The organism is Shouchella sp. JSM 1781072, assembly GCF_041949915.1.
Lineage (GTDB): Bacteria > Bacillota > Bacilli > Bacillales > Bacillaceae_D > Shouchella.
This window is the reverse complement of sequence record NZ_JBHFQE010000003.1, coordinates 500585-514419: the sequence shown is the minus strand read 5'-3', so window position 1 is coordinate 514419 and position 13835 is coordinate 500585. Positions and strand designations below refer to the sequence as shown.

Below are 13835 nucleotides of genomic sequence, written 5' to 3'. Positions count from 1 at the left end.
TCTGTTACCCATGTGTCTAGCCTTTTGTGCCTGAGATCACAACCCCTTGAATAAAATATTTTTGTGCAAAAAAGAACAGGATGAGCGGTGGCAGTACAGCCATTACCGATGCAGCCATAAGCAATTGCCAAGGTGTCGCAGCATATGCAGCTGTGAAGTTTGCTAAACCTAATGACAGCGGATAAAGCTCTTGAGAATTTAAGTAAATCAGTGGCCCCATTAAATCATTCCAGCGGAACATAAACTCAATAATCGCCGCTGTTGCCATTGCTGGTAAGGAAAGCGGCAGGATAATCCGGAAGAAAATCGTGAGATAGCCACCACCATCAATGGTTACGGCTTCATCGAGATCCTTTGGTAAGCCGAGATAAAACTGCCGCAATAAGAAGATTAAAAAGGCACTCCCGGCAATGGCAGGTACGGTTAGTGGTAAATAGGAGTCCACCCAGCCAATGGAGTTGAACAGCAAATATTGCGGAATCATCACGACTTGCTGAGGAAGCATCATTGTACTTAACACGATTGCGAACAAAAAGGTTTGCCCTCTGGCGCGAAAGCGAGCAAAGCCAAACGCAATCATTGCTGAGAAAAAGACGGTCCCGACTACGGTCACAACGGTATACCAAGATGTATTCCAGAGGTACGTGGCAAACGGGTGGTTCTGGAAGACCTCAAGATAGTTGGACCAATTCCAGGTATCAGGAAAAAAAGAGAGTGGATTCGTGACAATCTCATCAAGAGTTTTAACCGATGTAAACACCATCCATACGACAGGAAATAAAAACAAAGATAGACAAGCAAGTAAACCAGCATACGTCAAGATTTTCCCTCCCTTTGATAACTCGCCAGGAGCGTAATGGGTTTTGTTAAACAAATGTTTCATCCGCTTGACCTCCTTGGATTATTTGTCGTATTCGTAATGAACGTTTTTACGGGAAACATATAGTGCTAAGAACGTAAGAACAAAGATAAGGATAAACAAAATCCATGCTTGTGCAGAAGCGTAGCCCATGCGATTTTGGAAAAATGCTGTTTCAAATAAGTAGTACACATAGAAGTAACTCATCCAGTCAGGCCCACCATCCGTAATGACATACGCTTGGGTGAAGATTTGAAAGGATGCAATAATGGAGATGATGACATTGAAAAGAATAATCGGCGAGATAAGCGGAATGGTAATATTTCGGAACCGACGCCATGCACTCGCACCGTCAATGGCTGCGGCTTCATAAAGTTCTTTCGGCAACTGTTGCAAGCTTGCTAAGAAAATAATCATCGTACTTCCCACTGCTGTAAGCTGCATAAGCACAAAGGATGGAATTACCGTATAAGGGTCTGTAAACCAACCAGGACCTGTAATACCAAACACTTCATATAAAAAAGAATTGACGATCCCAAATTGCGGATTTAAAATCCACATCCAGAGAAATGCCACCGAGACGCCAGAAATGATCGAAGGCGCATAAAAGAATGTGCGGAAAAACGCTTGCCCCTTTATTTTTGCATTAAGCAATAAAGCGAGGGCAATGGCCAAGATAATCGTAAACGGAACAGCTAAGGCTGCGTACGCGGTTGTCACAAATAACGATCGATAGAACAGAGGGTCAGAAAAGAGATTCATAAAGTTTTGGAAGCCGACAAATGACGCTTCTCCCATGATGGCATAGTCCGTAAAGCTAAAATAAAGGGAAGCAATCATGGGCCCCGCAATAAAGACTGTAAAGCCAAGTATCCATGGAGAAATGAACAGCCAGAAGTATTTTTCCTCACGTTTAGCCCCAATTGACGTACGTTTGAGTGGTTTTCGACTTCGATTTGGCGATGTGTCTGTTTCCATAGAATTTTCCCTCCCGTCCTGTTAATAGGTAAGTGACGTAATAGTTTCTTGAAGTTCACGCATACCGTCATCGACCGTTTTTCGTCGATCGTAAATCGAATTGATCGTCATGTTTTGATGCTTTAAGACAGGAGCAAAATTTGAAATAAGGTGATTGTCAGTCGGGCGACCATATTGTAGTGCTCCTTCTTCCGCAATGCGCAGGTCTTCAATAGGAATGCCGGTACGCTCAGAAATGAGTTCGAACCATATCTCTTTTAAATCAGAGTTGGCGGGACTTTCTAACGTCATTTCGACCATCCATTTTGCCGCTTTATCAGGATCGAGAAGGAATTTTAGAAATTCCCATGCTTCTTCAGGATGCTTGCTGCCTTCACTAATCGACCAAGGGTCTACGTATAGCGAAATCTGGCGCTCTTCGTTCGTATAAGGATACGCGGCCAATCCCCAGTTTAGCTCGGTAGCTGCATATTGTTTCGTGCCCCATCCACCTTTCATCACCATCCCAACACGGCCACTAAGGAACGGATCACTCAATTGCTGGAGTGCGGCAATTTCACTTTGTGGAGGCATCACTTCATGAATATTAATTAAATCTGAACGCTGTTGAATCGCCTCTCGATTTCGAGGGTCTTCGGTCACAACAGGTTCTGATAAAGTTCCGGTTTCATAGTCTTCATCAGCAAAGAAATCCCCACCAAATGCCCACGCATTTTTATTCGGTGAATCTTCATCTAATACACCATAGACGCGCTGGGTTGGAGGAAGGTCGTTTTTTGTAATCGCCTGAGCAGCGTCAATCATCGCATCATAATTCCAGCTTTCATCATTCCAATCAGTAGGCGGATAAGGAACACCTGCTTCATCAAAGAGATCACGATTGTAGTAAAGAAAAGAGCCCATCGAAAGAATCGGAATTCCATAAACCCCGTCTTCCATCTCATACACATCGGTCAATGTGTCATCAATGCCATCTAACACGTCAGGCTCTTCTTCAAGAAAAGGACTTAAATCTTTTAAGGCACCCATCGCATAGTAACTACCAAAGCCAGAGTCAGCCCAGTTTGGCGACCACACATCAGGTACGTTGCCACCTGCGATCATCGTTTGTAGCTTTTGATCAATTTCTCCTTGAGGAATCGTCTGTAGCTGAACACGAATACCTGGATTTTCTTCTTCAAAGGCGTCGATAACGCGGTGTTCCCATTCAATTAAGTTTGGATCACTGCGCACAAGCCATGTTAAGACGACTTCACCGTTTGCACCTGCAGACTCTTCATCAGCACAACTAGCTAGCAACGAAACACTTGCAACAATAGGGACGAGTAAGACTGCTTGAATCCTTTTTTTCATCACAATCCCTCCATGAGACATTTTAGAAAGCGCTTTCATAAATGCTTCTTGATGATTGTAGAAAATCCTGCATGGTTTCCTGTACATTATGCAAAAATCATTCCTGCTATTCAGAGGTTGAGAAAAATGGGTGAAAAGAATAGGGAAGGTGGTAAAAATTAGCTTCCCTTATTAAAAAGGAAAGCTCACGAGTAAAAACATTAGATAGACATTTTCATATAGAAGAAAACTCGTTAAGGAGCAAAGTCAAAAAAAATAACAATAAAAATAAAGGAAAGTGGAAGTGATAGTGAAAAGAGGAGAGACAGGGTTGGTATAACCTTTTTAGTTGATTTCATGAGTGAATAAATGGAAAGCGTCGTACCGAATAAAATGAGCATAAGAAGAACGTATTCGTTATAAAAATAGCCTGTGATACCAGCTCGTAACGTGATGAACAAGCAGATCAAACCAATAATGAAAGCCGAATATGTCATAATCGTAACGTGTCTGGTCGAATCTGTTTTTGTCATGTCTGACCACGCCCCTTTAACTTAACTTACTTAAATCATACCACTAAAAAAGACTCTAAACAAAGTAGTTTGACAATTCATACAAAACCACTCATACTGCCTGTAAACGATTTTCTTTACCGAAAAGGAGCGAAGCATATGAACCATTCACTCGAATTTCCGCGACCGAAATTTGTCCGTCAAGACTGGGACTTGTTAAATGGCACATGGTCGTTTGCGTTTGATGATGAAAATATCGGATTGAACCAACATTGGTTTGCTGGTGCTAAACTTAAACAAGAAATAACCGTTCCCTACACATATGAGACGAAAAAAAGTGGAATCGGCGATCAACGTTTTCATCCAGTCGTTTGGTATGAACGAAACATCTCCATTCCAGATGAAAATAAAAACAAGACGATTCTTCTTCACTTTCAAGCAAGCGATTACCATACGACAGTCTGGGTGAATGGCTGCTGTGCAGGAAGCCATGAAGGGGGATATACTTCATTTACGTTTGATCTCACTCCCTTTTTAGTAGACGACTCCTCGCAAACCATAACGGTTCGGGTGGAAGATAGTATGAGTACGGACCAACCGAGAGGAAAACAACGCTGGATTAATAAAAACTTTGGCTGCTGGTATGTGCAAACAACAGGAATTTGGCAATCCGTCTGGGTAGAGTACGTAAACAAACACCATTTTGAAAAAGTGGACATCCAGCCAGATTTAGATCAGGCGTCAGTGGCATTTACGTACCAACTAGCTGGAGAGATACAAGGGGTAGAGGTTGAGACGGTGATTACGTTTAACGATTATGAGGTTCGCCGCTTTTCATTTAAACCCGAGCGTCATGAAACCAATATGAAAGTAGCGTTAACCTCCTCGATTCATGAATGGGGTGTAGCGGTTTGGTCACTGGAACAACCAAATCTTTATGATGTCACCTTTATTATTCGAAAAGATGGGGAAATCATAGATCAGGCAACTTCTTATTTTGGCTTACGAAAAATTTCTATAAAAAATGGACAAGTGCTCTTAAACAATCGTCCCGTATACCAAAAGTTAATTTTGGATCAAGGGTATTGGGAAGACACTCATTTAACACCGCCTTCTCTGGAAGCGCTAGAAACGGATATCGATGCGACAAAAGCACTCGGGTTTAATGGGATTCGAAAACATCAAAAAATTGAAGATGAGCGATTTTATGCACTTTGTGATCAGAAAGGTTTGCTTGTATGGGCGGAGATGCCATCCGCGTACTCGTTTTCAACGAAAGCTGTGAAAGCGTTCTCTAAAGAATGGTTTGATGTCGTGGACCAACTGGCTCATTATCCCTCTATTGTGACATGGGTGCCTTTTAATGAATCATGGGGCGTCGGCCAAATCTTTACAAATGAACAACAGCAAGCGTTCACAGAAAGCATCTATTATGGCACAAAGTCCCTTGATTCAAGGCCGGTCATTGTGAACGATGGATGGGAACACACCATTTCTGATATTATCACATTGCATGATTATGAAGAGTTTGCCGATCGTTTCTTAAGGCGATATGAAGATGAAACGGCGATTTTAGGAAATGTTTACCCACACAACCTTGATAAATATGCATTTGCAGAAGGGTACGAATACAAAGGACAACCAGTTATGATCAGTGAATATGGCGGGATTGCATTTACAACAGATGATGGTTGGGGATATGGAAATCAAGTAAAGTCGGAGAAAGATTTTCTCATGCGCTATGAAGGAATGACTGATGCGATTAAAGCATTGCCGTATGTGAGTGGCTTTTGCTATACACAACTTACAGATGTGCAGCAAGAGGTCAATGGCTTACTCGATGAAAATCGCAAGCCAAAAATCAAAGAAGAAAAAATAAAAGCTCTAAACGATAAATAAAATGTGAGGCAATCTTCTTTCATAGGATTTTTTTCTTTGGAAGAGGATTGTTTGTCGTTTGTAGTCCTAAGGACAAACGTTCCCGTATACCTTAATAAAAAGGGGTGATGTGCGGATGAAACGTTTGTTCATAACCATTGCGATAGGATGCTGCCTTTTTAGTATAGGAATTTATTTTTTTCATGCTTACAGTGAGCGGTCACTGGCAAGCCTGATCTATTATAACGAAGAAGATATTATCATTATCGGTGTTACCGTTGATCGAACGAATACAGAAAGGGAAGAAGGCTATGATCATTACCTTGATGAACAAGAAGAAATAGAAGCACTATTAGCGTTTCTTGCTAACTATCAAGTGAAACGAGTATCCCAGTCTTATTATCAAAAGCAGTTACTATACGGTTCTCAACAAGAAGTGTTCATTAGTCATTACTCTCACAATGCCTCAGTTGTGTTCATTGGAGAGGCTGGTGTGCATGTTGTCGATCAAGGAACTTATCGAATCGTAAATGGTCCAATTGATTTAAATGAACTCGAGAACGTCATTGTTAAGTAATGGTGGAAAGGTTTAAGATACGTAAACAAAAGGAAAGGGAGGGTTAGCGAAGGTTAAAGAAAGTAGGGAGCATATGCATATGTTAAACGAGAAAGAGCTGTTATTGAACCAAGCAACGATAGGCAATCATATTTTAAAAAACCGCTATATTGTCGCACCAATGACCCGTGTGTCTTCGTCGGACAAGGGTGTTCCGAATGAGACGGTTCATCGTTACTATGAACGATTTGCAAAAGGTGGGTTTGCGGCCATCATAACAGAAGGGATTTATCCAGATACCGCCTATAGCCAAGGTTATGAAAACCAACCTGGGCTAGCGACAGATGAACAAATGGAAGCATGGAAGCCAATCGTGGAGACGATGAAAGAAAATCGTGCTTTATCCATTGCGCAAATTATGCACGCAGGTGCGCAATCGCAAGGCAATGCGTATACGGACGAAACGGTTGCGCCGAGCGTCTTTACGCCTCCAAGAGAAAAAGTGTCGCTTTACGGTGGACAAGGCCCCTTTCCGGAAGCTCGTCCACTAACGGTTGACGGCATTAAAACGATTAAAACAGACTTTGTGAAGGCGGCGCTTCGAGCTCAAGAAGCAGGATTTGATGGGGTAGAGCTTCACGGAGCGAACGGTTACTTATTAGATCAATTTCTTTCTGAAGCGAGTAACCAACGTGGAGATGATTATGGAGGCTCGACTGAAAATCGCGTAAGACTCATTGTGGAGTTAATTAATGAAGTTCGAGAAGCCGTTGGTGAAACGATGTTGCTAGGTGTTCGTATTTCACAAATGAAAGCAACCGATCCATCATATAAATGGGAAGGCGGCGAAGAAGAGGCGGCCACGATTTTCTCTTCGCTTGGAAAGACAAAAGTCGATTATATCCATCTTTCTGAAGGTGATGCGAAAGTACCAGCATTTGGAGAAGATTCGATGCTCATGGCAGAGGCAGCCAAACGTTATTCAAATAAGCCGATTATTGCATGCGGTGCGCTAGAAGATCCGGTTGAAGCTGGGAAACTAGTAGGAATGGAGCATTGTGATTTTGTTGCGTTAGGTAGACAAGCCCTTGTCCAACCAGACTTTCCGAATCGGTTTGAAAAAGGACAACCGTTAATGGAAGTAAGTCATGTGAAAAATATTTTAACAGACAATACAACGCCACCTGCGGCGATCTCTAAAGCGGAGTTGGAGATTGAACTAATTGAAAACGAAGAAGTGACGAAATAAAAGCGATGAGATTGCACGGTACAAAAGAACCTTGACGAATGGTCAAGGTTCTTTCCTTTTTCAGATGAGACACGGCTTGCTACGTAGAAACGGTTTGATACAGACACATGGTTTCGACTCGTTCATTTTGTTCTGTAACGATGAAGCCAAACGATTGATATAACGGTTTTGCTCGACTTCCTTTAAAAATTTTCAAGGAGATCTCTTCCTTGTCTTTATAGTGTGAAAGGATGTATTGGAAGACTGTTCTACCAATGCCTTGTCCTTGAAAGCCTGGTTCAAGATAAAAGTTCTTTAATTCGACTGCGTGTTCATGTTCCACTATGCCGATACAGCCAATCGTGTTCACATCTTGATCTTTAATTAAATAGATCGACTCTGGTCGGAAATGGTCTTCAAATCGCTGAAGCACACGCTCGCGTGGAAGTTCTAGACGAACAAAATCGTCTTGCAACACATTCATCCTTAATTGTGACAGGTAGGGTTTGTCTTCATATGTACTTTGAACAAATGTATAGATCAAAAGTGAACCTCCTTCTCATTATTTATGTACAAGCTTTAACCACTCGTATACGACTAGATCGGTTTCATTAAAGGGAGAATCCAAAGTAGTGGATAACTGGGAAAAGAACGGTTGATGAACGCTTTTCCAATATGCAAGCGTTTGATCGCCTTCTCCTTCTGCAAAAGCATGTTCTTCTGTGACCTCATTGTACGGAAGGAGATCGATTTTTGTAGTTACCATGATGGCTTGTGCGACGCCATCGCCATCTAGAATAAGATTCATTTGTCCTTCTGTTGGAAGGGGGGAGCCGTCTTTCTCATATTCAAGGAAATAGGAGGACGTTCCTCGCTTTATTCCTTTTACAACAAGATCACATAAGTCGTCTGCCATCTTCTTCGTGCCATCTCCAAATGCCCACGCCTGATAAGGTCTATCCGTATAGGCAGGGTTCTCTTTAACGAATGATTGCCACATAGCGTGAATCGACGGATGTTCAGTCATCGTAACACCTCATTTCTAGTTGTCGAAAATCAAAAAGTATTCCTACATTTTATCATGAAAACGTTTTATGATAAAAGAAGAGATGTTTAGTCAAAATGAAAAACGAGGTGAAGACCGTGAGTTGTATGTTTTGTGGCATCATCAATGATTCTAGTGAATCGAACGTATTATATGAAGATAAGCATTGTCTAGTAATCTTAGACATTAACCCGATCCGTCCTGGCCATACGCTAGTCATTCCAAAGCAACATGTATCAGACATCAATGGATTGAGCGATGAACGTTATGTAGCTATCATGGCCGTCGTGAAGCAAATGAGTCATCATCTGCAAAAGAACCTTAATCCAGTTAAGGTTGGGCTGGCAGTCGTTGGATTAGACATTGATCATCTCCATATCCATTTAGTGCCGATGCATGAGTACCATGATCTGACATCAAAGTTTTATTTAGATGGAACGATAAAAAGGGCGTTAAATGATACGTTAAAAAAGATGAAAGAGAAACTGACAGCAGCCGATTAAAGATGGCAAACACATATCGTTTAATCAAACAGATGTGTTTCAATCCCTTTGTCTTCGAGGAATGTTTCAATCTTTTGTTGTTCTCGACCGTTTACGTGGCTAGGAACTGCATCGATAAATAAAAGCGCATCAAGGTTGATAGAACCAACTAATAGGTCATCCATAGCTTGATCAAACTGATTTACCGAATCATGAAAAGAAGTTAGGAACTCATGGTAGCCAGTTATATATTGTTGGATCCGCTCAACGTTTTCATCGTATCCTTCTGGTAGCGTATTGGATTCAATATAGGTCGAGAAGTTTTCGTCATTTTCCTTTAGTAGGGTCATGACTTCAACAGCTTTGGCCGTTTCTTCTGTTGTAAGTGGATCTTGTGCATCAAGCGTTTGTTCAAACTGAGACATCACATGATCTAGATCTGCACTCGCATTTAAATAATCTTGAATACTTGCATGGAGTTTATCTGTTGATAGGGTCTGGTGTGTAACATCAGACTTAAAAATATGTGTTGGGATTGAGATGGTATCAAGTGATTCAGCTTTCTCGACCTCTTCTTCAACAATCCTTGCTTGCTCTTCTGGAGAACAAGCGGTAAAAAGAACGGTTATACATAAACATAACGTTAGACTAAATGTTTTCAAAAAACCACTCCGATTCACAGGGAATATTTATAGGTTATTCACATGTTTCCATCGAAATCCTTTTAAATTTTTCCTGTCGCTGACCAAACAGCATGGACGAGTAACATGATTTCCCGCAAGGTTGTTTCATCGTAGGCTCTAGCATTAAGTTCGGTGGTGACGTTTTTTCCAGCAAAACTGATGGTCGAAATACCAATCAATATATGCTCGAAGTGGTCTTTCTGGTAAAGCATGAGCTCATCTCGAACGTGAACAGTTGCGCGATATTCTTCACCACGGATGCGGAGAGTGTACTGAACTTTTGAAGCTTTTAGCGCTTCGGCGTTGATCTCACCAATTTTGATTCTGCCTTCATAAAGATCCCACGCATTTGCGCCGAAAGTTGGTTTAAACCCAGTTTGCTCAGCATGATACGAGTCACCTGAGACGTGATCGACGACATCAAAATGTATATGTTGCCACCTCGAGCTTGCACGGAGAGCATTGGCATCTTTGCGCTTAAACGACCCTTTCTTAACGTCATCAACAAAGTAAGGTGTTTCTTCCTTATTGGAAGAAAAGAGTGTGTAGGAATGTTTCACCACGACAGTCTCATCTTCTAGTTGATCACGATGTTTACCTTTCCCGAAGATCCCTCTATAAAAATCATTGGAAGAACGAAAAAAAGTAGGATTGCTAAAAGGATGTATTGAAACAATTCAAGCATGGAAGTCACCTCCTTTAATCATAGTTTACTAGAAGTGGGAGGATATGGATAATGAAAAAGCTTACCGACAAGTGTATGCCGGTAAGCCTCTAGGTTATTCGTATAAGGTTTTGTCTTCTACTTTGCTCGTAATAATTGTGAGGACGAGACCTAATAAGATGATTCCTGCTGCCGCAAAGGTAATCATGCGGAAGTCTAGCCCCATATTTAAGAACAATGTGCCGAGGGTTGCGCCTAGTGCGTTTGCAACGTTGAAGATTGATGCGGCAATCGTTCCGGATAGCATAGGTGCATCTTTTGCTGCTAAAATGACTTTTGCATTTAGTAACGGTGTTGTTCCAAATGTCCCTGCGCCAAATAAGAAACAGCTAACAATGGCAAGAACTGGACTTTGCAGAAGGAACGTAAACGAAAACAAGACAAGTGCCAGGGCAACGAGTGAGAACATTAATGTTTTCGTTAATAATCTTGGTGGTACTCGACCAGATGTAAAGTTGCCGATTACAGCACCTAAGCCGAAGAAGAACAAGCCAAGCGTAACGCCAGGCACGCCAAATCCTGCAAATTCTCGGAGCATCGGTTCTTTAAATGTGTACGCTGTAAAGACACCAGAGAAACCGAAAACAATAATCGCTAGAACCCAAAGTACATTTTTGTTGAATAAAGCTTTTAGTTCTGATTTTAGTTTTGGTGTTTCTGCTTGCTTTTCATTCGGAACGAAAATAGCTAAACCAATGAGTACAAGGGCACCTAGTAAGACTAAGAACCAAAAAACAAGACGCCAATCAAGCATGCCCCCGATAAATGATCCAAACGGGACACCAATCATGATGGCGATGGTTAAACCACCTTGCACAATAGCGATGGCTTGAGTACGTTTTTCTGGCGCAGACATATTAATCGCCATCATCATCGCTAAGCCGAAAAACGGTGCATGCATAGCGGCTGATAGTAGTCGTGATAGCAACAGGACTTCAAAATTTGGCGCTGTAGCCGCCACAATATTACTAATAACAAAAACGGCTGTTAAACAAATGAGCAACAGTTTTGGTGGATATTTAATCGTGATGACACGTAAGAGAGGACCAAAGACAGCTACGCTAATCGCGTATACACTTAACAATAATCCAGTCGTTGAAACCGCGACGTTTAAATCACGTGCAAACTCCGTTAGAAGCCCGGTCACGACATATTCTGTCATCCCTATGGCGAACGTACCTAACATAAAAATTGTTAGTACGATGCGGCGATTGTTTACGAAACGTAACATAAATCTCCACTCCTCTCTCTATTTCCTTTTTTCACAAACGAATTCCTAAGATACAGGAAGATGCTTACGATGTCTAGTCTTTTGATTGAAAAAGTCGCTGTTTCACATATGAAAATGTATGTAAGCGATTAAAAAGTATTTTGGTGACGCAAGAAGGAAAACCATTGCACATGAATAGTAGATGATAGCTCCTCATATATAAAAAAGAAAAGAGACTTTTTAAATGAGGGGAGAGACTGGGTGAATGAAAAAAGCGCTGGCACTTTTCATTCCGATCTTACTCGCAAGCGGGTGTACGAACAGTTTGCTCGAGGAGGAAAAAGACATGAAGTGGTCAAAAGAACAAGCTTTTGTTGAAGATGTAGATAGCCGCGTCTATTATGAAATTTTTGTGCGAGCGTTTGCAGACGGTGATGGAGACGGGATTGGCGATTTAAAAGGGGCTACGGAAAAATTAGATTACTTACAAGAACTTGGGGTGAATGGGATTTGGCTGATGCCGATTAACCCGTCACCTAGTTACCATGGCTATGATGTGACAGACTATAAAGCGATTCATCCTGAATATGGGTCAGTCGAGGATATGAAGGTGTTTGTGGAAGAGGCTCATAAGCGTGACATTGAGGTAATCATGGATTTCGTTATGAATCATAGTTCGTATGATCACCCCTGGTTTCAAAAAGCATTGGAAGGGGATGAGACGTACCGGGATTACTATGTTTGGAGCGATGAAACAACGAACCTCAATCAAGTAGGCGATTGGCAGCAACCGGTTTGGCATGGAGATGGTGAACCGAAATATGAAGGGGTATTCTGGCACGGCATGCCGGATTTGAATTTTGCCAACCCTAAAGTCATGGATGAATTTAAAGATGCAAGTACTTTTTGGTTAGAGGAAGTCGGATTAGATGGCTTTCGTTTAGATGCAGCAAAATATTTATATAGCTCTTATCAAATCGACAATCACCACGATGAAAATGTGGCGTTGTGGAGCGAATTTAGCGAGCATGTTGAATCAGTCAAACCAGGTTCAATGCTCGTTGGAGAAGTGTGGGACAGTGCGTCTATCGTTGGTCAGTATTTACAAGGACTAGACAGTGGGTTTAACTTTGATTTGTCCGCAAGGTTATTATCTGCGGTTCAGCAGGAAAGAGATACAGGCGTTGCCTCAAGCCTGGAAAAAGTCCGAAGCCATTATGCTTCTGTAACAGACAGCTATGTGGACAGTACATTTTTATCGAATCACGACATGGATCGAGTCATGAGTCAGCTTAACGGAAATGAAGAGCACGCAAAAATGGCGGCATCTCTCCTGTTAACATTGCCCGGAAATCCTTATCTGTACTATGGGGAAGAGGTTGGCCTCGAAGGAATGAAGCCTGATGAGCACATTCGCGAACCAATGATTTGGAAGAAGGAAAAAAGTGTGGAAGAGACGAGTTGGATCGACCGAATTTACAGCACGGATCGTGAGAAGGTTGCCGTTGAGACACAAGTTGAAGATGAACATTCCTTGCTTAACCATTATAAAGAACAGGTTGCGGTGAGAAGAAGTCATCGGGTTTTAATGGATGGTGAAGTAGCGGTTTCCGATGTGAAACAGGACGGCCTTGTTACGTTCGAACGAGTGTTAGAGGAAGAAACGTTACTCATCCTCCATAATGTATCAGGTGAAGAGGTTGTTGTAGAAAAGCCAGCCGAATGGAATAGCCTTTATTATCATTCGAATGGATTAAAAGAAGAGAACCATACATTAACAATACCGCCTTATTCAACGGTTATTTACAGCAAAGAATAAAAAAGGCCAGCTGGTTAACCAGCTGGTCTATTTTTAATGATGGAGTTTGCTTTTTAATGTATCGACATGCTCGCGCTGTTCATCGATGATGCGGCGCACGACAGCTAAGCTTTCCTCATCGAGACCGTGCCTCGCGATTTTTTCCGACATCCGAATGCCATAAATGTTTTCGCCTTTAATCGCGTGTTTTAGAATATCTTGTTCTCCATGAGGGTGATCAAATACTTCGCTCATCCAGCGTTGAACTGTACCAAATGGGCCTTCATTTTTCACTGGTACACCGTCAAGATCTCGAATACGGGTTGCGAGTAACGATGCATGGTTTTCCAAATCGTCATGGATATGAGACATCGTTTCGTGTAAAGAGGAGTCTTCTGCAAGATGTTTTAAATAATGCTCATACGTATGAATCCCCATGTATTGTCCTTCCAATAATTGATTTAACGTTTCCACTTCATGTGCGTCCATGTGCATGGGAGTGCCTTCCTTTCGTGCAACTTTTTTTCTTAGTAGTATGGACGTTTTGGCT

15 protein-coding genes are annotated in these 13835 nt (G+C 41.8%); 5 read left to right on the top strand and 10 right to left on the bottom strand.

Features of this window, described 5'->3' with window-relative positions:
* Positions 1–16 precede the first annotated feature (16 nt).
* From ACE1TH_RS16565 to ACE1TH_RS16550, 4 genes are all read right to left on the bottom strand, one after another.
* Positions 17–883, bottom strand: coding sequence for a carbohydrate ABC transporter permease (locus tag ACE1TH_RS16565; RefSeq protein WP_375079570.1), 867 nt, complete (start codon positions 881–883; stop codon positions 17–19).
* An 18-nt stretch (positions 884–901) separates the two neighbouring features.
* Positions 902–1837, bottom strand: a complete 936-nt coding sequence (locus tag ACE1TH_RS16560; RefSeq protein WP_375079569.1) for a carbohydrate ABC transporter permease — start codon at positions 1835–1837, stop codon at positions 902–904.
* Positions 1838–1858: 21 nt separating this feature from the next.
* Positions 1859–3190: an ABC transporter substrate-binding protein gene (locus tag ACE1TH_RS16555; protein ID WP_375079568.1), complete on the bottom strand. Its 1332-nt coding sequence runs from the start codon at positions 3188–3190 to the stop codon at positions 1859–1861.
* 233 nt (positions 3191–3423) lie between these two features.
* A complete protein-coding gene (locus tag ACE1TH_RS16550) occupies positions 3424–3702 on the bottom strand; it encodes a hypothetical protein (RefSeq protein WP_255224178.1) in 279 nt (92 codons plus the stop codon).
* 138 nt (positions 3703–3840) lie between these two features.
* On the opposite strand from ACE1TH_RS16550, the gene ACE1TH_RS16545 reads away from it, so the two are divergent.
* The 3 genes from ACE1TH_RS16545 (at position 3841) to ACE1TH_RS16535 (ending at position 7364) form a co-directional block, all read left to right on the top strand.
* Positions 3841–5580 carry a glycoside hydrolase family 2 protein gene (locus ACE1TH_RS16545; RefSeq protein ID WP_375079567.1) on the top strand — a complete coding sequence of 580 codons (1740 nt, stop codon included), beginning with the start codon at positions 3841–3843 and terminating at the stop codon, positions 5578–5580.
* Between the two features lie 115 nt (positions 5581–5695).
* Positions 5696–6136, top strand: a complete 441-nt coding sequence (locus tag ACE1TH_RS16540; protein WP_099304396.1) for a hypothetical protein — start codon at positions 5696–5698, stop codon at positions 6134–6136.
* A 79-nt stretch (positions 6137–6215) separates the two neighbouring features.
* Positions 6216–7364, top strand: a complete 1149-nt coding sequence (locus ACE1TH_RS16535; RefSeq protein WP_099304394.1) for an NADH:flavin oxidoreductase — start codon at positions 6216–6218, stop codon at positions 7362–7364.
* Positions 7365–7443: 79 nt separating this feature from the next.
* Here the strand turns inward: ACE1TH_RS16535 and ACE1TH_RS16530 are convergent, their stop codons facing one another.
* On the bottom strand, positions 7444–7887 hold the full coding sequence (locus ACE1TH_RS16530) for a GNAT family N-acetyltransferase (RefSeq protein WP_099304392.1): 444 nt from the start codon (positions 7885–7887) through the stop codon (positions 7444–7446).
* Positions 7888–7905: 18 nt separating this feature from the next.
* On the bottom strand, positions 7906–8370 hold the full coding sequence (locus ACE1TH_RS16525; RefSeq protein WP_099304390.1) for an ASCH domain-containing protein: 465 nt from the start codon (positions 8368–8370) through the stop codon (positions 7906–7908).
* 125 nt (positions 8371–8495) lie between these two features.
* Here ACE1TH_RS16525 and ACE1TH_RS16520 point away from each other — a divergent pair, with 125 nt between their 5' ends.
* A complete protein-coding gene (locus ACE1TH_RS16520; protein WP_375079676.1) occupies positions 8496–8891 on the top strand; it encodes an HIT family protein in 396 nt (131 codons plus the stop codon).
* Between the two features lie 20 nt (positions 8892–8911).
* Here ACE1TH_RS16520 and ACE1TH_RS16515 read toward each other — a convergent pair whose 3' ends face one another.
* The 3 genes from ACE1TH_RS16515 to ACE1TH_RS16505 all read right to left on the bottom strand — a co-directional run bounded on the left by ACE1TH_RS16515 (position 8912) and on the right by ACE1TH_RS16505 (position 11508).
* A complete protein-coding gene (locus tag ACE1TH_RS16515) occupies positions 8912–9532 on the bottom strand; it encodes an NDxxF motif lipoprotein (RefSeq protein WP_375079566.1) in 621 nt (206 codons plus the stop codon).
* 62 nt (positions 9533–9594) lie between these two features.
* Positions 9595–10113, bottom strand: coding sequence for a hypothetical protein (locus ACE1TH_RS16510; protein ID WP_375079565.1), 519 nt, complete (start codon positions 10111–10113; stop codon positions 9595–9597).
* Positions 10114–10332: 219 nt separating this feature from the next.
* Positions 10333–11508: an MFS transporter gene (locus ACE1TH_RS16505; RefSeq protein ID WP_375079564.1), complete on the bottom strand. Its 1176-nt coding sequence runs from the start codon at positions 11506–11508 to the stop codon at positions 10333–10335.
* 325 nt (positions 11509–11833) lie between these two features.
* Between ACE1TH_RS16505 and ACE1TH_RS16500 the strand changes: the two genes are divergently transcribed.
* The gene (locus ACE1TH_RS16500) at positions 11834–13306 is read left to right on the top strand and encodes an alpha-amylase family glycosyl hydrolase (protein ID WP_255224173.1); all 1473 of its coding nucleotides are present in this window, start codon (positions 11834–11836) and stop codon (positions 13304–13306) included.
* 33 nt (positions 13307–13339) lie between these two features.
* Here the strand turns inward: ACE1TH_RS16500 and ACE1TH_RS16495 are convergent, their stop codons facing one another.
* Positions 13340–13780, bottom strand: a complete 441-nt coding sequence (locus ACE1TH_RS16495) for a ferritin-like domain-containing protein (RefSeq protein ID WP_255224172.1) — start codon at positions 13778–13780, stop codon at positions 13340–13342.
* Positions 13781–13835 lie beyond the last annotated feature (55 nt).

Bases quoted from the DNA above. Each gene is read 5' to 3' on its own strand.
- ACE1TH_RS16565 (WP_375079570.1), bottom strand. From the start codon at position 883: ATGAAACATTTGTTTAACAAAACCCATTACGCTCCTGGCGAGTTATCA.
- ACE1TH_RS16560 (WP_375079569.1), bottom strand. From the start codon at position 1,837: ATGGAAACAGACACATCGCCAAATCGAAGTCGAAAACCACTCAAACGT.
- ACE1TH_RS16555 (WP_375079568.1), bottom strand. From the start codon at position 3,190: ATGAAAAAAAGGATTCAAGCAGTCTTACTCGTCCCTATTGTTGCAAGT.
- ACE1TH_RS16550 (WP_255224178.1), bottom strand. From the start codon at position 3,702: ATGACAAAAACAGATTCGACCAGACACGTTACGATTATGACATATTCG.
- ACE1TH_RS16545 (WP_375079567.1), top strand. From the start codon at position 3,841: ATGAACCATTCACTCGAATTTCCGCGACCGAAATTTGTCCGTCAAGAC.
- ACE1TH_RS16540 (WP_099304396.1), top strand. From the start codon at position 5,696: ATGAAACGTTTGTTCATAACCATTGCGATAGGATGCTGCCTTTTTAGT.
- ACE1TH_RS16535 (WP_099304394.1), top strand. From the start codon at position 6,216: ATGTTAAACGAGAAAGAGCTGTTATTGAACCAAGCAACGATAGGCAAT.
- ACE1TH_RS16525 (WP_099304390.1), bottom strand. From the start codon at position 8,370: ATGACTGAACATCCGTCGATTCACGCTATGTGGCAATCATTCGTTAAA.
- ACE1TH_RS16520 (WP_375079676.1), top strand. From the start codon at position 8,496: ATGTTTTGTGGCATCATCAATGATTCTAGTGAATCGAACGTATTATAT.
- ACE1TH_RS16505 (WP_375079564.1), bottom strand. From the start codon at position 11,508: ATGTTACGTTTCGTAAACAATCGCCGCATCGTACTAACAATTTTTATG.
- ACE1TH_RS16500 (WP_255224173.1), top strand. From the start codon at position 11,834: ATGAAGTGGTCAAAAGAACAAGCTTTTGTTGAAGATGTAGATAGCCGC.
- ACE1TH_RS16495 (WP_255224172.1), bottom strand. From the start codon at position 13,780: ATGCACATGGACGCACATGAAGTGGAAACGTTAAATCAATTATTGGAA.